Genomic DNA, 16625 nt, shown 5'->3' with positions numbered 1-16625 from the left:
CTATCCCTACATCTTTATCCCCGCGGCGGTAAGATAATCGTGCTTCGGCGTCAGCACCTCCAGCCGGCAAAGATCGCCCACCTTAACCAGCGCGCTTTTGAACACCTCGTCGATCGTCTCCGCCGCCACCACCTCCACCCCGATCGTCTTATAAAGCTCCTGCCAGTTCTCCTTCGGGATGATCACCCGCCGCGCCCCCGCCTGCTTGGCGGCCGCGATCTTGGCGCTCACCCCGCCCACCGGCTTCACGAGGCCGCGGATAGAAATCTCGCCCGTCATCGCCACCGTGTTATCGATGGGGATATTGTTCACCGCCGAATAAATGGCCGTGGCCGCCGTCACCCCGGCCGAAGGGCCGTCCACCGGCCCGCCGCCGGGAAAATTGACGTGGATGTCGTACTTGTGGTAATCAATGCCGAACCGGCTCCACAAAACGGTAAGTACATTATCCAGCGACCCCTTGGCCATGCTCTTGCGGCGCATCGTCCGGCCGGGCACGCCGATCTCCTCCTCGTCCACCACCCCCGTCACCGTCAGCTTGCCGCTGCCCAGCGGGTTCGGCACCGCCGAAACCTCGATCTCCATCAGCGTGCCGACATTCGCGCCGTACACCGCCAGGCCGTTAGCGAACCCCACCTGGGGCTTGGCGCCGATCTTCCGCTCCGGCTGCGGGTTATACTGGCCGAAATTCACCACCCACTCCACATCGCCGGCGGTGATATTCTTCTTGCCGTCATTGAGGGCCACGCCAGCCACGATCTGCACGATATTGACCGCCTCGCGGCCGTTGTTCGCATAGCGCTTGATGACCTCCACCGCCCCGTCTTCGATGGATAGCTCGACCTTGCGGACGGCGTTGCGGGCGATCAGGGAAACCTCGTCAGCCAGCAGCGGCCGGAAGAAAATCTCCACACACCGCGACCTTATTGCCGGCGGGATATCCTGAGGCATGCGGGTGGTCGCGCCGATGAGGCGGAAATCGGCCGGCAGGCCGTTCTGGAAAATATCATGGATATGGGACGGTATGTTGGTATCCTCGGTGCTATAGTACGAACTCTCCAGAAACACCTTGCGGTCTTCCAGCACCTTCAGCAGCTTGTTCATCTGGATATGGTGCAATTCGCCGATCTCGTCGATGAACAGCAGGCCGCCGTGAGCCTTGGTCACCGCCCCGGGCTTGGGCTGGGGAATGCCGGCGATGCCGAGCGGTCCCGCCCCCTGGTAGATCGGGTCGTGCACCGTGCCGATCAGCGGGTCGGCGATGCCGCGCTCGTCGAAGCGGGCCGTCGTCGCATCCATCTCGATGAACTTGGCGGCCGCGCCAAAAGGCGACAGCGAGTTACGCTTGGCCTCCTCCAGCACCAGCCTGGCGGCCGCCGTCTTGCCGACGCCGGGCGGCCCGTACATGATCACATGCTGGGGATTCGGTCCGCACAGCGCCGCGCGGAGCGCCTTGAGCCCCTCCGCCTGGCCGACGATCTCCCCGAAGCTGGCCGGGCGGGTCTTCTCCGCCAGCGGCTCGGTCAGGGAAATCTCCCGCAGCCGCTGCAGCTTCTCCATCTCCTTCTTGGATTCCCGCTCCACGGCGACCCTGTTGCCCTGCTGGGAGCGGAGGAGATTCCAGAAGTACATGCCGATAACGACGGCGAAGAAAAACTGAATCACGGTGATGATGTTGACGGCGTAGTCCATACACTCCGAACCTCCTTCCCCTTGGGTTCCCGGCCGTTGATAAGCCCCCATCTGCGGCGTTGCACCTGCGGGCGCTTGCTAGCGTACGGCCGAGTACGCGGCCGGACGCTCGCGCCATCCATGGCGCGTCCGGCACTAGGCCCATCCGGGGCCGTCGTCGCGGCGCGTCCTCTGTGCGCCTTGCATCTGGAGGCTTCTGAACGGCCTTTTGCTTTGTATGTTTTCGTACTCTTAGTATAGGCAACGGCGTCTATTTTATCCCGGCAAAAACGGACATGACAGACGACGGAAAAACAAAAAACCGGGGGATTTCTCCCCCGGCTGTCTTGACGGTTAAGCCGATTCTTCCTTCTTCTTCGCCTTGCGGTCTATCGTCACCAGGATGGGCTCTTCCTTGCTCAGCACCACCTCGCCGGTCACGATGCACTTGGCCACGTCGCCGCGCGACGGCACCTCGTACATCACATTGCGCATGATGCCCTCGATGATCGAGCGCAGGCCGCGGGCCCCTGTCTTGCGCTTCAGCGCCTCGTGGGCGATCGAGCGCAGGGCCTCCTCCTTGAACTCCAGCTGCACGTTGTCGAGATCGAGGAACTTCTGGTACTGCTTCACCAGCGCGTTCTTCGGCTCGACCAGGATACGCACAAGCGCCTCCTCGTCCAGGGCGTCCAGAGTCACGATCACCGGCAGGCGGCCGACGAACTCGGGAATAAGCCCGAACTTCAGCAGATCCTCCGGGAGAATCTGCCGCAGAATCTCGCCCACCTTCTTCTCCTCGCGCGTCTTGATATCGGCGCCGAAACCAAGCTGCTTCTTGCCGGTGCGCGAGCTGATGATCTTATCCACGCCGTCGAACGCCCCGCCGCAGATGAACAGGATATTCGTCGTGTCGATCTGGATAAACTCCTGGTGGGGATGCTTGCGCCCGCCCTGAGGCGGCACGCTCGCCACCGTGCCCTCGAGGATCTTCAGCAGCGCCTGCTGCACGCCCTCGCCCGACACATCGCGGGTGATCGACGGATTCTCCGACTTGCGGGCGATCTTGTCGATCTCGTCGATATACACGATCCCCTTCTCCGCCTTCTCCACATCGTAATCGGCGGCCTGGATGAGCTTGAGGAGGATATTCTCCACATCCTCGCCCACATAGCCCGCCTCGGTCAGTGAAGTGGCGTCGGCGATCGCAAACGGCACATTAAGAATCTTGGCCAGCGTCTGGGCCAGCAGCGTCTTGCCGCTGCCAGTCGGGCCGAGCATCACGATATTAGACTTCTGCAGCTCGACATCTTCCAGCTTCGAGCCGAGATTGATCCGCTTATAGTGGTTGTAAACAGCCACCGCCAGCGTCTTCTTGGCGTCGTCCTGGCCGATGACGTACTGGTCGAGAATATCCTTGATATCCTTGGGCTTGGGGATATCGCGAAGCTCAAGTTCGACGTCCTCGCTCAGTTCTTCTTCTATGATCTCGTTGCACAGCTCGATACACTCGTCGCAGATATACACCCCGGGGCCGGCGACGAGTTTCTTGACCTGTTCCTGCAGCTTGCCGCAGAACGAGCACTTTAATTGTCCCCTGTCATCACCAAACTTAAGCATCTTTTTCACCTCATTACTTGGGAATTTCCTTGCGGCGCTGGGTCATAACGGCGTCAATGATGCCGTACTCCTTGGCCTCCTCGCTCGACATGAAGAAATCCCTTTCCATATCGCGCTGAATTTTCTCCAGCGACTGCCCGGTGTGGCGCACGAGAATCTCGTTGCCGATCTCCCGCATCCGCAGAATCTCCCGGGCGTGAATCTCGATATCGGTAGCCTGGCCCTGAGCGCCGCCATGAGGCTGGTGGATCATGATACGCGAGAACGGCAGGGCGAAACGCTTGCCCGGCGCCCCGGCCGCCAGCAGCAGCGAACCCATGCTCGCCGCCTGGCCAATGCAGATCGTCGACACATCGGGCTTGACATGCTGCATCGTGTCATAGATCGCCAGGCCGGCGGTAACCACGCCGCCGGGACTGTTGATATACAGGTGGATATCCTTGTCAGGGTCTTCAGACTCCAGGAAAAGCAACTGAGCGATGATAACATTTGCTACCGAATCGTCGATCGGCCCGCCGATAAAGATAATCCTGTCCTTGAGAAGACGGGAGTAAATATCGTAGGCGCGCTCGCCGCGGTTGGACTGCTCGACAACTATGGGAACGAAGTTCATTAATTATACACCTCGGTACCGGTATTTTTCAACCTATAATATTTATCGTCAGATACATTCAATATCTATAATATTATCTTAGCGGATTGTTTGCTATTATTCCGCCGCCGCACTGTCGATGATCACCTGGGCGGCCTTCTTGCGGAAAACCGTTCTCCTCAGGGCTTCCATGCGGCCCTCGGCGAAAATAATCTTGCGCACTTCATCCACCGGCGCCTGATAGCTGGCAGCCATCGCGGCCACCTCTTTTTCCATATCCTCGCCAGTGATCTCGATATTCTCGGCTTTGGCGATCGCCTCAAGCATAAGATCGGTCTTGACGCTTTCCACCGCCGGCTCGCGGTAATTGGCGCGCAGCATGGCGAAATCCGTCTTCGTAGCCTCCATATACTTAGCCAGACTCATCCCGCGGTTCTGGAGGTTGACATCCATCTCCCGCAGCATGCTGTCGATCTCGTTCTCGATTACCTCTTCGGGGAGATCGACGGTGCAATTGTTGACCGCCGCCTTGATGACATTGCCGCGGTACTCGCGGTCGGCCTTGTTCTCAGCCGCCTTTTTTAAATTATTCTCTATATCGGCCTTTAATTCCTCTACACTGTCAAAGTCGCTGACTTCCTTGACGAATTCGGCGTCCACGGCAGGTATCTCCCGGCGCTTGACATCGTTGACCTTCACCGTGAACTCGGCCGACTTGCCGGCCAGCTCAGGCGCCATGTACTCGGCCGGGAAATCCACCTTCACAACGCGTTCCTCGCCGGCCTTGGCGCCCAGGAGCTGATCCTCGAATCCGGGGATGAAACTGCCGGAGCCGATTTCCAGCGGGTAACCCTTGCCCTCGCCGCCCTTGAACGGCACTCCGTCGATGAAGCCCTCGAAATCGATAATCGCAAAATCGCCCTGCGCCAGGGCGGCTCCCTCGGCAACCACCATCTTGGCATGGCGCATGCGGAGATTCTCGATCTGCTTATCAACTTCCGCCGGGTCGACCGTCACCGCCGGCTTCTCCACCTTGAGACCTTTATACTCGCCAAGCTCGATAACCGGTTTGACGACAAACGTCGCCTTGAACACCAGCGGCTTATCTTCCTCGAACGTGACAACCTCGATTTCCGGGCGGGTCACCGGCTCGATATCCTGCTCCTCAAGAGCCTTCATATAAGCCGGCGTCGCCAGCAGCTCGAACGCCTCGTCCAGGAGCGCCGTCTTGCCCAGGCGCATCTCCAGAACCTTACGGGGCGCCTTGCCCTTGCGGAAACCGGGAATATTAACCTTAGCGGCCAATTTATGATAAGCCTTATCAACCGCCTTCGCCACCTCGGACTGCGGCACCTCAAGCTCCAGGACCATCTTATGGGCGTCGATCTTTTCTGCAGAAACCTTCATAGATTCGTGTTGCCTCCTTATTTAATTATGATTCAGGCTTAGTATTACCAGCGGTGCGATTTATTCCGCCAAATATGCCATGAATTATATGATAACATAATAATTGCCTAAAAATCAAGTAATTACAGCCGTTGATAAGCGCCCCTCCGGGCTCTTCGGCTCGGCCTAAGCCGATACCGCCGTTCACAGCCGGCCGCAGCGAAAATCAATAGCCGAAAACCCCCGGATGTAAAATCCGGGGGTTTCCTCGTGGAGCGGAAAACGAGATTCGAACTCGCGACCCTCGCCTTGGCAAGGCGATGCTCTACCACTGAGCTACTTCCGCATGTGTCGGGAACAAGGGTTATTATAGCGGATTTTTTCCCGCCTGTCAACATAACCGCCGCGAGAAAATTATCCCTTTTAGCCGCCCGCCTCTCCCCCCACCTCCTATAGGCACCAAGAGAAAACCGGTAGCATATTATGTACCAAACGCGCAAAAGGGGGAATTCTGTTGTTCTACCGGCTACAGGAATACTGCCGGCTGGTCGCCGGCGCCCGCCGCGGCGCCGTCTACAACCTGCAAACAGGCAAAGTCCTGTCGATCAACCAGGGTGCCCTTCAGCTCCTCCTCGCCTGCCAGCAAAGCCCCCTGGAGGACGTCCTGGACATACACGCCCCCGAAGACAAAGCCTTTGTCGACTTTCTCCACCGCCTCGTCGAAATGGGCCTGGGGTCGTTCTACCTCGACAAACCGGCCGCCGTCAGTACAGCGCCCCCGGCCGCCGAACCACCCAAACTCAACTTCCTGTGGCTCGAGCTCACCTCCAACTGCAACAACAGATGCCTCCACTGCTACGCCACCAGCGGACCCTGCGCCGACAGCGACGCCGTGCCCCATTCGCGGTGGCTTTCCCTCATCGCCGAAGCCCGCGCCGCCGGCGCCGCCGCCATCCAGTTCATCGGCGGCGAGCCCCTCCTCTACCCCCGCTGGCGGGAGCTTGTAAAAAAAGCCCGCGCCGAAAACTTCGACTTCATCGAAATCTTCACAAATGCCACCCTCATCGACGACGACTGCGTCGCCTTCTGCAAACAGCACGGCGTCAACATCGCCACAACCATCTACGCCGACAGCGCCGCCGTCCACGACCGCGTCACCCTGAACCCCGGCAGCTTCGCAAAAACGACGGCCGCCATCGACAAAATCCTCGCCGCCAAAGTGCCCCTGCGCATCGCCTCCATAATCATGAAAGCCAACGAAAACGAAGCCAAAAACATCATGGACCTGTGCGCCAAACTCGGCGTCGAAGTCACTCCTCCCGACGTCGTCCGCCCCACCGGGCGCGGCGACGACAAGGACCTCCTCCCCGCAGCCTACGCCAAAACACCCATCCGGCCGCCCTTCTACACCGACCCCGACAGCTTCGCCAAAGCGCAGCGCTGCCACACCTGCCTCGCCGGCAAAATCGCCGTCACCGCCGGCGGCGACGTCATCCCCTGCATCTTCGCCCGCAGCGAAATCTGCGGCAATATACTCGCCTCGCCCCTCGCCGACGTACTTAACGGTCAGCGTCTCCAGCAATGCTGGCACACCACCAAGGACAAAGTCGAAAAATGCAAAGACTGCGAATACCGTTACGCCTGCACCGACTGCCGGCCGCTGGCCCAGGGGTCGGACTCCGCCAAGCGCTGGTTGGCCTGCTCGGTGGATTGCCCGTATAATCCCTACACTGGAAAATGGGAGGAATGAACCTACATGGCTGACGAAAAACTCAATCGTCCCAAATGGGAAAGCCCGGAAATGACCGACTGGGATGACGACTGGAGCGAATACGATGACGACCGGCAGCAGCTCATCGGCTGCCCGCCCACCGGCACACCCTGCTTCCCCAACTGCCGGCCGCGCTGCAACCCCGTCTGCGCCCCGCCGGGCTGCAACCCCAACTGCCGTCCCTTCTGCAACCCCACCACCTGTTTCCCCGTATGCCGGCCCCGTTTCTGCAACCCCCGCTTCTGCAACCCGCGCTGCAATCCAGGCTGCAACCCGCGCTTCTGCTTCCCCGTCACCGGCTGCAACCCCCGCTGCCAGCCGCGCTGCAACCCGATCTGCTCCCCCCCCTGCGCTCCTATGTGTTTCCCCCGTTAAATACGCCATAGTCCCCTGTGTAAAGAGCCGCACACCAATTGTGCGGCTCTTCCCCGTCCGCCTCTCGCCGGCCGGTTTACACTTCGCCGCGGCCGCTACCGCTTTGGCGGAATCTTCCCGCTCATGGTAAAATAAATATATAGTGCGGAGGTGACGGTTCATGGGTCTCTTCCTGCTGTGGTCGGCCAGAGTTCTCGGCGCGCTGGCCACCGCCTTCTTCCTGTCCTTCTTCGCCGGCGAAGGCATCCCCGCCTTAATGCGCGGCGCCCCGCCCGACGGAGACCTGCTTATCTTTTTGCCCCTGCTGCTCATCGCCGTCGCCGGCTACTTCGCCGCCTGGCGGGCCGAGGCCGTCGGCGGCCGGCTGCTTGTCGTCGGTGGCGGCGCCATGATGCTCTACCACCTCGCTCACGGCGACCCGGAGATCGCCCTCATCTATGGCCTGCCGTTCATAATAACCGGCGCGCTTTATATTTTCCACCAAAAACTTAGCGGCCGTTGATACAAAAAGCAACCCCGACCGGAATCTCGGTCGGGGTCTTTTTCATCCCAAACGGTTTACCCTGAATTGCCGGGGCTGAGATAAAAAGCTCCAGATGCAAGGCGCACCGGAGAACACGACGCAGGCGTACTCGGTCGTACGCCGAGGAAGTGTTCGAGGAGCAACGCCGCAGATGGACTTTTTAGCCAGCCCCCTGTTATTTTACTCTCTTCAATTGTTGGGGTTTCCGCTTGGCAAACGCCAATATCCCCCCCAGCGCGATCGACAGGAACGCCGCCATCAGCACCCGGAACTCGGGCGGCAGCAGAAACGTCACCGTATGGGCCGGAATCCAGAACAGCGGCAGCGTCCTTACCACCACGAAGCTCACGAACCCGTGCCAGTCGATGCGGCCTATCACCGTTTTAAGCTCCACCCTCGCCAGGTTGGCCAGCTTGCCGTCGGCCAGGTCGATATACGTATCGGTGACGCGGTGGAAAGCCATGAAGGTCGGCGCGAAAGCCAGATTCATCACCGTGCTGATCAGGAAAGCGGTCACGAAAGTAGCCGTCGCGCTGTAGCCGCCCGGCAGCATCCCCTTCGCGATCGCCGCGACCACTCCGGTGCTGAACACCTGGAACATCAGCGTGATCGCCATCCCCAGCACGCCCCACACCGCGGCCCGCATCCACAGACCGACCGGCCGCCGCCACTGTCCGACCGTTATCCTCAAAGCCAGCAGTTCGCCCATCGTGGCCAACACGACGAACTTGGCGAACCCCATCATATAAGGGTAAGCGGTGCTCAGGCCGACGAACGCCTGACGGGTGTCGGGCAGCGCCAGAACAAGGACGATTACGCCCAGGCCAGCCAGCCAGAGGAAATCCCCAGACCTCATTGACCGAGGCCCTTCCGCACCGCCGCAAGATTAAGCTCGTAAAGCTCGGGCTTCTTCTTGCCGACAACGGCGCTCACAGCCTTCTCCACGCTGGCCAGATCGACCATCGTCAGCTTGGGCAGCAGCGCCCCCAGGCAGACCATATTCGCCAGGCTGACGTTGCCCAACTCGTTGGCCATCTCCCCGGCCGGCACGGCGATAATCTCGATATCGTCGCGCTTCTCGGCCGTGGAAATGATCGAACTGTTCGCCACCAACACCCCGCCCGGTTTGACGCGCGGCAGGAACTTGTCATACGACGGCTGGTTCAAAACGATGGCGAAATCGGCGTACTCGATGACCGGGGAATGGATCTCCTCATCGGAAATCAGCACCGAACAGTTGGCGGTGCCGCCGCGCATTTCAGGGCCATAGGAAGGGATCCAGCACACCTCGCGGCCGTCCAGCATGCCGGCGTAGGTGAGGATCTTGCCGATGAACATGACGCCCTGGCCGCCGAAACCGGCCAGAAGAATTTTATCCATCATAGCGCCTTCACCTCCTCGGTCACCTTAAGCTCGCCCATCTCGTACACGGGCAGCATATTCTCCTGCAGCCACTTCAGGCTGTCGGCCGGCGACAGTCCCCAGTTGGTCGGGCAGGTCGACAGGATGCTGACAAGCGCGTACCCCAGCCCGGCCTGCTGCACCTGGAAGGCCTTCTTCAGGCACTTCTTGGTCTGGATGATATTCTTCGGCGTATCGACCGAACAGGCGGCCACATACACCGCGCCGTTCAAGGTCGCCACCGTCTTGGGCATATCGATTGGTGTGCCTACCAGGGCGCAGTCGCGGCCGTAAGGGCTGGTCGTCGTAATCTGGCCGCCGATCGTCGTCGGCGCCATCTGCCCGCCGGTCATGCCGAACACCGCGTTGTTGACCATGATCGAAGTGATCTTCTCGCCGCGGGCCGCCACGTGGATGGCGTGGGCGGTGCCGATCGCGGCGATGTCGCCGTCTCCCTGGTAGGTGAAGACGACCTTATCGGGCAGGGCCCGCTTGATGCCGGTGGCCACCGCCTGAGCGCGGCCGTGGGCGGCGCCCACGAAATCGCAGGCGAAGAAATCGAGGGAAAAACCGGCGCAGCCTACCGGCGCGACGCCGATGGTATCGCCGATGATGTCAAGCTCCTCCAGCACCTCGCCGATCAGACGGTGGATGACGCCGTGGGTGCAACCCGGGCAGTAATGGAAAGGCAGCTCGGTAAGGCCTTTGGGTCGGCCGAATACTCTTTGCACGCTGTTACACCTCCACCGCCAGGTCGAAGACCTGGCCAAGCTTGCGCAGAATTTCGTTCTCGCTGGGCAGCATGCCGCCCAGGCGGTTATGGAAATACACCGGCGTGCGGCACTCGACCGCCAGCTTCACGTCCTCGACCATCTGGCCGAAGTTCAGTTCCACCGTCAGGATGCCCTTCACGCCGTCCAGGTTGGCAAACGCCTCTTCCGGGAACGGCCAGAGAGTAATCGGGCGGATGAGCCCCACCTTAAAGCCCTGTTTGCGGGCCTTCAGCACCACACTCTTGGCGATGCGGCCGCATGTGCCGTAGCCGACGATCAGATACTCGGCGTCCTCGGCATGGAAGGATTCCCAGCGCTGCAGGCTATCCTTCATCTCGGCGAATTTGGCCTCCCAGTGGAGGTTGTTGACCTCGCCGATCTCGTTAGTAAGGGAATAGCTGGCCACCTTGCGCTTGGCCCGGCCTTTGCAGCCGCCCACCGCCCAGTCCTTTGCCGGCAGCTCGGCCTTGGGCCGTTTTTTCAGTTCCACCGGTTCCATCATCTGGCCGAGGAACCCGTCGGACAGGATGACCACCGGCGTCCGGTACTTATCGGCGAGATCGAACGCCTCCATCGTGAAATCGTACAACTCCTGGCCCTTCGACGGCGCCAGCACGATCTGGCGGTAGCCGCCGTGCCCGCCGCCCTTGGTGCACTGGAAATAATCCGACTGGGACGGACCCAGTCCGCCGAGGCCGGGACCCGTGCGGTTGACGTTTACCACGACCACCGGCAGCTCGGCCGCGGCCAGATACGACATACCCTCCTGCTTGAGGCTGAACCCCGGGCTGGAGGAAGCCGTCATAACCCTCGCGCCCGTCGTCGCGGCGCCGTAACACATATTGATCGAAGCGACTTCATCTTCGCCCTGCAGGACAGTGCCGCCCGCCTTGGGAAGATGCTTCGACAGATACTCGACAATCTCGGTCGAAGGGGTTATCGGATAACCGAAAAACAATTTGCAGCCGGCGCGGATCGCCGCTTCGCCGATGGCCTCGTTCCCCTTCATAAGTTCCTTGGACACTCGCTTCATCTCCTTTCCCGCTGCTTGCTAATCCTTGTAGATCTCCAGGGCAAGATCGGGGCACACCGTGCCGCACAGCCCGCAGCCGATACACTTGTCAGGGTCGGCCGGCGTCACCACGTAATAGCCCTTCGAATTGGGTTTGTCGCCGATGGCCAGCACCTTGCGGGGGCACACCCCGATGCACAGGCCGCAGCTCTTGCAGTACTCGCTCAACACAACGACTTTCGCCATTTGCTCACCGCCTTTCCGCCCCGCCCGCCGCCAGGCAGGCCAGAGCGATCGAATATAATTTGCCTTCCGCCGTTTCGGCGCGGGAAGTCAGCACAATGGGGTTCCTGGCGCCGAGCACTATCCCGGCCATCTTCGCCTTGCCATAATATAAAGTGGCCTTGCCCAGCGCGTTCCCTGTCTCGATATTCGGCATCAGGAAAAGGTCGACCTGGCCGGAAATCCGGCTGGTGATACCTTTGTGCCTGGCCGCTTCGGGGTTGACCGCCACATCGAAAGCGATCGGGCCCTCCACGACCCCCGGCGGCAGCTCGCCGGCGGCCGCCATATCGGCGAGCGCCTTGGCGTCCAGCGTCGCCGGCATCTTGGGGCTGACCTGCTCGTTGGCCGTCAGCACAGCCACGTTCGGCCGCTCGATACCGAGAGCCTGCAGCGCCAGCATGGCGCTCAGCAGGATATCCTTCTTCTCCGCCAAGGTCGGCGCGATATTCATCCCCCCGTCGGAGTGGAAAATCAGCTTGGGCTCGCCCGGCACCTCGAAAACCGCCAGGTGGCTCAGCAGCCGCCCGGTGCGCAGGCCCACCTCGGGATGGAGCACCGCCTTGAGAAAATCGCTGGTGTTGATGAGGCCTTTCATCACCACCTGGGCCTCGCCCTTGCTCACCAGCGCCACCGCCGTCAGCGCCGCCTTGTTCATATCCTTCTCGTCCACCACCGGCGTATCGGCCGGCAGACCGACCTCCGCCAGCAGCGGCCGGATGGCCGCCTCGTCGCCGACCAGCAGGGGACGGGCCAGGCCGTTATCCTGGGCCAGCTTCACCGCCTGCAGCACATCCTTGTCCTGGGCCGCGGCCACGCTGATCGTTATCTGCCCCGGCCGTTTGGCCCAAGCCAGAACTTCTTGAAAATTCCTTAGCACTAACTTACCCCCTAAACCGTTCTCCCCCAAAGGAATCGTGCCGGCTGATTTAGGAAGCTCCAGATGCAAGGCGCACCGGAGGCTGACACCGGAAGCGTACACGAACGTACGCTGAGGATGGCAGCCGAGGAGCAACGCCGCAGATGGACTCCCTAAACAGCCGCCCCGTATCTACTTATATTCCTTAGCCTTTTCTTCGCCGCGTAGCACCCGCAGCGCCCCCAGCATCAGCGACTCCATCTCCTCCTCGCCGGGAGACACCACCACCGGGGCGATATGCTTGACGCGCGCCGTCACCGCCTCGGTGATCCGCTTTGAATACGCGATGCCGCCGGTCAGCACGATATAGTCCACCTCGCCCGCCAGCACCGTCGCCAGCGCGCCGATCTCCTTCGCCACCTGGTAAGCCATCGCGTCCAGCACCAGGTCGGCCTGGGCGTTGCCCTCGGCGGCCATCTTCTCCGCCTCGCGGACATCGCGCGTGCCGAGGTAGGCGAACATGCCGCCGGAGCCCAGCATTTGTCCCGCCAGCTCCTTGGCGGTATACTTGCCGGAATAGCACAGCTTCATCAGCAGCGTCGACGGCAGCCCAGCGCAACGGTCAGGGGAAAAAGCCCCCTCGTCCTTGCCGTTGCTGACATCGATCATCCGGCCTTTGCGGTGGGCGGCGACGGAAATCCCCGAACCCAGATGCGCCAACACTATGTTAAGATCCTCGTAGCGCCGGCCCTTCTCGGCGGACACCTTGCGGGCCACCGCCTTATGGTTGAGAGCGTGAACCAGGCTGACGCGCGGCAGCTCGGGCAGGCCGGAGATGCGGGCCACATCCTCCATCTCGTCCACCGACACCGGGTCGACGATGAACGCCGGAATGCCCAGCTTCTTCGCCAGATCGAGCGCCAGCGCGGCGCCGAGATTGGAAGCGTGCTCGCCCTGGGGACGGTGTTCGAGGTCGTCGACCATCTGCGCGTTGACTTCGTATGTACCGCTGGTCATAGGCTTCATCAGCCCGCCGCGGCCGACCACGGCGCTGAGGCTGTTCAGCGCGATGCCCGCCTCCGCCAGCGTCTTGAGGATGAGCTCCAGGCGGTAGTTCTCCTGGTCGAAAATGCGGGTGAAACCCTTCAGCTCCTCGCCGTGATGCTCGACCGTCTTCTTGAACAGCGGCTTTTCAGCGTCGAACACGGCCAGTTTGGTCGAAGTGTTTCCGGGGTTGATGGCGAGAATCCTTTCCACAGCAAACCTCCCCTAAGTTGTTCCGACAGACGGAACAGTGTTCCATAAATACGCAAGTAGATAAATGGGGCCCAGCCCCACTTATCTACTTTTTTCTACTATGATTCTACCTTATATTTTTCACGGCTGCAAGACTATTATCCGTCTGCCGTCACAAAACTCGGCCGGCGGTCTACTTAGCCCCCGTCACGTTGGCCGGGCGCGGGTCGAGGAAATAGACGGCCAGAAAGGTGACAATCGCCACCGGCCAGGCGAGGTAGATGGGATGAGATACGATGCGGATGGCCGGCACGAACTGCCACAGGGCCAGGAAGATTATGCCGGTCAGCAGCGTCCAGAAGGCCGAGCCCTTCTTGCACAGGCCGGGGGTAAACAGCAGACCGAGCAGCACGACGGTGTACGAAGTCGTGAGCGTCAGGCCGATGAGCAGCGTCTTAATGATCCCCACCGCGTACGTGGCCATCCAGTAGGTCAGGGCGCTGATGCCCAGCACGGTCAGCCGCGAAATCAGCATCTGCTGTTTCTCCGGCACATCGGGGTTGATAAACCGCTTGTAGATGTCGTTGACCACCAGCGTCGAGCTGCCCAGCAGCAGGCCGACGGCGGTGGAAACGTCGGCCGCCCACAGGCCGGAGAGGGCCAGTCCGGCCACCCACGGGTTGAGCTCCAACAGCGTCTTGGGCAGAGCCATGGCCGGGGTGATGCCGGGGAACTTGGCCGCAGCCACGATGCCGAATATCGCGCAGATGAAGCCGGCCGGGAGAATGATCAGGCCGCCGAGGATGAAGCCCCACTTGGCCTTTTTGCCGTCCTTGGCGGCGAAGGCGATCTGGGCAACCGCCTGGATGGACTGGGCCTGGGTAAGCATGACCACGAACCAGGCGACGATGATCGCCATCGGCAGCCCGGCGAGCAGGTCGAAGCCCGGATGGCCGGCCGGCAGCGAAGAAACCACCTTGCCGATACCGCCGGCATTGCTCACTACCATGGCCGCGCCGGCGACAATCCCCAGATAAATTACGATGACATTGATGATGTTGCTGAGCCCGGCGGCCCAGTAACCGCCCACCAGCGTTACGCCGATGAACACGACCGCGCTGACCATCATGCCGCTGTTGAAGGTGAAAATCCCCGGCATGAGCGCGGCCAGGATGGCCCCGCCGGCCACGTACTGCAGCGAGGTGATGACCATCTGGATGATGATCTGGCCGAAAACGCCGATGACTCTTCCCGAGGTATCGAAATGGCGTTCGAGGATCTCAGGCACCGAAGTCGTCTCGAACTGGCGGAATTTTTCCGCCACCAGGAAACCGGCGGCGATGGCCCCCGCCGCCCAGGCGGCGTTGTACCAGCCGGCGGCCAGACCCTGCTTATAGGCTCCCTCGGCCACACCGATGGTCGACGCCCCGCCGACCGCCAGGCCGGCGATCATCGTCGCCACGATCGCGGGGCCGAAGCCGCGGCCGGCGAGCAGATACCCGAGATAGCCGCCGCCCTTGCTGAGCTTGGTGGAATACCAGGACACCGCGTACAGGACTAAAATATAAACAATAACAATACCGAGGGCGATGTTCACCTGCACAAACCTCCCTTTTTATTGCGGCCGTCCGTCGGCGGCGTCTTGCCCCGCAGCCCGGCGGCCCCCGTCTAATACCCCGCTGCTAAAAAAACGTCTGTCCCTCCCCCTTCTTGCCCCCTATTCGAGCTGCGGAAATGTGAGCGTGCCGTGCGGCATTATATGGACCAGGCCGCCGCCGGGCAGGACCGCCGCCAGCGCATCGGCCACCGACGCCGCCGGCTTCATCCCCACCCTGGCCGCCGTCGCGGCGTCCAGGCCGCTCACCAGGTAAACAGTCTTGCTTTCCAGGATCTGCTTCGTCCGCAAAGCCACGAAGCCGGGCATCGTAAAATTTTCATGCAGCGCCGCACTCATCGCGGCATACGTCTCGTGCCGGAACCAGCTCAGAAAAGCCTCCGGGCCGGGGCCGTCGAAGCACTCGCTCACCAGGATGATGGCGCCGCCGTCCCGCGCGGCGTAGTCGGCATTGTCGAGCGCCTTGATCGACTGATAAAGCTGGATATCCTTCGGGTACCCGCCGCAGCTGGCGACAACGACATCCGCCTTCTCGCCGATAGGGACGGCGAACGCCTCCTCGACGACCTTCGTGCCGGCGGCGTGGGCCTCGCGCCAGTGGCCGGCCACGATGCCGATGAAATCCTTGTTCTCGTTCACCACCACATTCAGCAGGAAATCCGGCGCCGCCAGCGCGCAGATCTCGTCCATATCCTCGGCCACCGGGTTGCCGGCCATCACGCCGCCGCCGATCTCGCCCGGCCCCGCCTTGAGAGCCAGCCCGTGGTTCTCCTGGATGGTCGCGTACCCGGCCACGCCCGGGGCTACGCTCTTGCGGCCGCCGCCGAAGCCGGCCAGCAGGTGGTAAGATATGCCGCCGGTCAGAATGAGCTTCGGCGCCTCGTACACCATGCGGTTGAGCAGTACCGCCGTCCCCCGGCTGCTCCTGCCGAGATCGACAAGGTCGGCCGCCTGGCAGTCGTGGTCATAAACCTTCACCCGCCGCAGCACCTCATCGCCGACGATCAGACGGTGCTCCTCCGCGGACTGGCTGCGGTGGTCGCCGGTCGCGAACACCACCGCCACATCGGCGTCAGGCACGCCGACCGCATTCAGCTCGTCGAGCAATATGGGCACAAGCACGTCGCTCCGCACCCACAGGCGGGTAACGTCGCTGACGACGATCACCACCTTGTCGCCGCGCCCGAACACCTGCCGGAAGGGCGGCGAACCGATCGGCGCGGCCAGCGCGGCCAGCACCCCGGCCTTCATATCGGCCACCGGCCGGGTCGGGTTGGAACCGATAATATTCACCCGGTAAGAATCAGGTATATCGAAAACTTCGTCGCGTTTGCCGTAATGGACGCTATATTGCATACTATAGTCCTACCTCTCTTTCAGGGGAAGCTTCCCCAAAAGTCCATCTGCGGCGTTGTTCCTGCGGGCGCTTGCTAGCGTACGTCAGTACGCGTCGCGGCGCGTCCTCGGAGCCGCCTTGCATCTGGAGCTTTTGGGTCGCTTCGCACAAATCGA

16 protein-coding genes and 1 tRNA gene are annotated in these 16625 nt (G+C 61.4%); 3 read left to right on the top strand and 14 right to left on the bottom strand.

Annotated features, from left to right (window positions below):
• Window positions 1–6 precede the first annotated feature (6 nt).
• The 5 genes from lonB to RIN56_10155 all read right to left on the bottom strand — a co-directional run bounded on the left by lonB (window position 7) and on the right by RIN56_10155 (window position 5612).
• Window positions 7–1692: an ATP-dependent protease LonB gene (lonB, locus tag RIN56_10175; protein MDR7867175.1), complete on the bottom strand. Its 1686-nt coding sequence runs from the start codon at window positions 1690–1692 to the stop codon at window positions 7–9.
• 333 nt (window positions 1693–2025) lie between these two features.
• On the bottom strand, window positions 2026–3288 hold the full coding sequence (clpX, locus tag RIN56_10170) for an ATP-dependent protease ATP-binding subunit ClpX (protein MDR7867174.1): 1263 nt from the start codon (window positions 3286–3288) through the stop codon (window positions 2026–2028).
• A gap of 13 nt (window positions 3289–3301) precedes the next feature.
• Entirely contained in the window at window positions 3302–3901 is a 600-nt protein-coding gene (gene clpP, locus RIN56_10165) for an ATP-dependent Clp endopeptidase proteolytic subunit ClpP (protein MDR7867173.1), read from the bottom strand.
• A 96-nt stretch (window positions 3902–3997) separates the two neighbouring features.
• Window positions 3998–5287, bottom strand: a complete 1290-nt coding sequence (gene tig, locus RIN56_10160; GenBank protein ID MDR7867172.1) for a trigger factor — start codon at window positions 5285–5287, stop codon at window positions 3998–4000.
• 250 nt (window positions 5288–5537) lie between these two features.
• A tRNA-Gly gene (locus tag RIN56_10155) sits at window positions 5538–5612 on the bottom strand.
• A gap of 168 nt (window positions 5613–5780) precedes the next feature.
• Here RIN56_10155 and RIN56_10150 point away from each other — a divergent pair.
• The 3 genes from RIN56_10150 to RIN56_10140 all read left to right on the top strand — a co-directional run bounded on the left by RIN56_10150 (window position 5781) and on the right by RIN56_10140 (window position 7914).
• Complete coding sequence (locus RIN56_10150) at window positions 5781–7016, top strand: radical SAM protein (protein ID MDR7867171.1); 1236 nt, start codon at window positions 5781–5783, stop codon at window positions 7014–7016.
• Between the two features lie 6 nt (window positions 7017–7022).
• Entirely contained in the window at window positions 7023–7412 is a 390-nt protein-coding gene (locus RIN56_10145) for a hypothetical protein (GenBank protein MDR7867170.1), read from the top strand.
• 160 nt (window positions 7413–7572) lie between these two features.
• Entirely contained in the window at window positions 7573–7914 is a 342-nt protein-coding gene (locus RIN56_10140; GenBank protein MDR7867169.1) for a hypothetical protein, read from the top strand.
• A gap of 196 nt (window positions 7915–8110) precedes the next feature.
• Here the strand turns inward: RIN56_10140 and RIN56_10135 are convergent, their stop codons facing one another.
• The 9 genes from RIN56_10135 to larA all read right to left on the bottom strand — a co-directional run bounded on the left by RIN56_10135 (window position 8111) and on the right by larA (window position 16469).
• Window positions 8111–8791, bottom strand: coding sequence for a hypothetical protein (locus RIN56_10135; GenBank protein ID MDR7867168.1), 681 nt, complete (start codon window positions 8789–8791; stop codon window positions 8111–8113).
• Entirely contained in the window at window positions 8788–9318 is a 531-nt protein-coding gene (locus tag RIN56_10130) for a 2-oxoacid:acceptor oxidoreductase family protein (protein ID MDR7867167.1), read from the bottom strand. The genes RIN56_10135 and RIN56_10130 overlap by 4 nt, the downstream gene beginning before the upstream one ends.
• The gene (locus RIN56_10125; protein MDR7867166.1) at window positions 9315–10067 is read right to left on the bottom strand and encodes a thiamine pyrophosphate-dependent enzyme; all 753 of its coding nucleotides are present in this window, start codon (window positions 10065–10067) and stop codon (window positions 9315–9317) included. Before RIN56_10125 ends, RIN56_10130 begins: the two co-directional genes overlap by 4 nt.
• Before the next feature lie 4 nt (window positions 10068–10071).
• Entirely contained in the window at window positions 10072–11133 is a 1062-nt protein-coding gene (gene vorB, locus RIN56_10120) for a 3-methyl-2-oxobutanoate dehydrogenase subunit VorB (protein MDR7867165.1), read from the bottom strand.
• A 27-nt stretch (window positions 11134–11160) separates the two neighbouring features.
• The gene (locus tag RIN56_10115; protein ID MDR7867164.1) at window positions 11161–11367 is read right to left on the bottom strand and encodes a 4Fe-4S binding protein; all 207 of its coding nucleotides are present in this window, start codon (window positions 11365–11367) and stop codon (window positions 11161–11163) included.
• A 4-nt stretch (window positions 11368–11371) separates the two neighbouring features.
• Window positions 11372–12283: a bifunctional enoyl-CoA hydratase/phosphate acetyltransferase gene (locus RIN56_10110; GenBank protein MDR7867163.1), complete on the bottom strand. Its 912-nt coding sequence runs from the start codon at window positions 12281–12283 to the stop codon at window positions 11372–11374.
• Between the two features lie 171 nt (window positions 12284–12454).
• The gene (gene buk, locus RIN56_10105; protein MDR7867162.1) at window positions 12455–13519 is read right to left on the bottom strand and encodes a butyrate kinase; all 1065 of its coding nucleotides are present in this window, start codon (window positions 13517–13519) and stop codon (window positions 12455–12457) included.
• Between the two features lie 172 nt (window positions 13520–13691).
• On the bottom strand, window positions 13692–15095 hold the full coding sequence (locus RIN56_10100) for a sodium:solute symporter family protein (GenBank protein MDR7867161.1): 1404 nt from the start codon (window positions 15093–15095) through the stop codon (window positions 13692–13694).
• A 120-nt stretch (window positions 15096–15215) separates the two neighbouring features.
• Window positions 15216–16469, bottom strand: coding sequence for a nickel-dependent lactate racemase (larA, locus tag RIN56_10095; protein ID MDR7867160.1), 1254 nt, complete (start codon window positions 16467–16469; stop codon window positions 15216–15218).
• Window positions 16470–16625: the final 156 nt, after the last annotated feature.

It is taken from the genome of Sporomusaceae bacterium, assembly GCA_031460455.1.
Taxonomy (GTDB): Bacteria; Bacillota; Negativicutes; order Sporomusales; family UBA7701; genus Anaeroselena.
The sequence above is the reverse complement of the archived record's forward strand: the minus strand, read 5'-3'. Positions and strand labels throughout refer to the sequence as shown.

What these genes read in the sequence shown, in the direction of transcription:
- clpX (MDR7867174.1), bottom strand. Translation starts at nt 3,288, where the DNA reads ATGCTTAAGTTTGGTGATGACAGGGGACAATTAAAGTGCTCGTTCTGC.
- RIN56_10130 (MDR7867167.1), bottom strand. Translation starts at nt 9,318, where the DNA reads ATGATGGATAAAATTCTTCTGGCCGGTTTCGGCGGCCAGGGCGTCATG.
- lonB (MDR7867175.1), bottom strand. Translation starts at nt 1,692, where the DNA reads ATGGACTACGCCGTCAACATCATCACCGTGATTCAGTTTTTCTTCGCC.
- RIN56_10115 (MDR7867164.1), bottom strand. Translation starts at nt 11,367, where the DNA reads ATGGCGAAAGTCGTTGTGTTGAGCGAGTACTGCAAGAGCTGCGGCCTG.
- larA (MDR7867160.1), bottom strand. Translation starts at nt 16,469, where the DNA reads ATGCAATATAGCGTCCATTACGGCAAACGCGACGAAGTTTTCGATATA.
- clpP (MDR7867173.1), bottom strand. Translation starts at nt 3,901, where the DNA reads ATGAACTTCGTTCCCATAGTTGTCGAGCAGTCCAACCGCGGCGAGCGC.
- RIN56_10145 (MDR7867170.1), top strand. Translation starts at nt 7,023, where the DNA reads ATGGCTGACGAAAAACTCAATCGTCCCAAATGGGAAAGCCCGGAAATG.
- RIN56_10135 (MDR7867168.1), bottom strand. Translation starts at nt 8,791, where the DNA reads ATGAGGTCTGGGGATTTCCTCTGGCTGGCTGGCCTGGGCGTAATCGTC.
- tig (MDR7867172.1), bottom strand. Translation starts at nt 5,287, where the DNA reads ATGAAGGTTTCTGCAGAAAAGATCGACGCCCATAAGATGGTCCTGGAG.
- RIN56_10140 (MDR7867169.1), top strand. Translation starts at nt 7,573, where the DNA reads ATGGGTCTCTTCCTGCTGTGGTCGGCCAGAGTTCTCGGCGCGCTGGCC.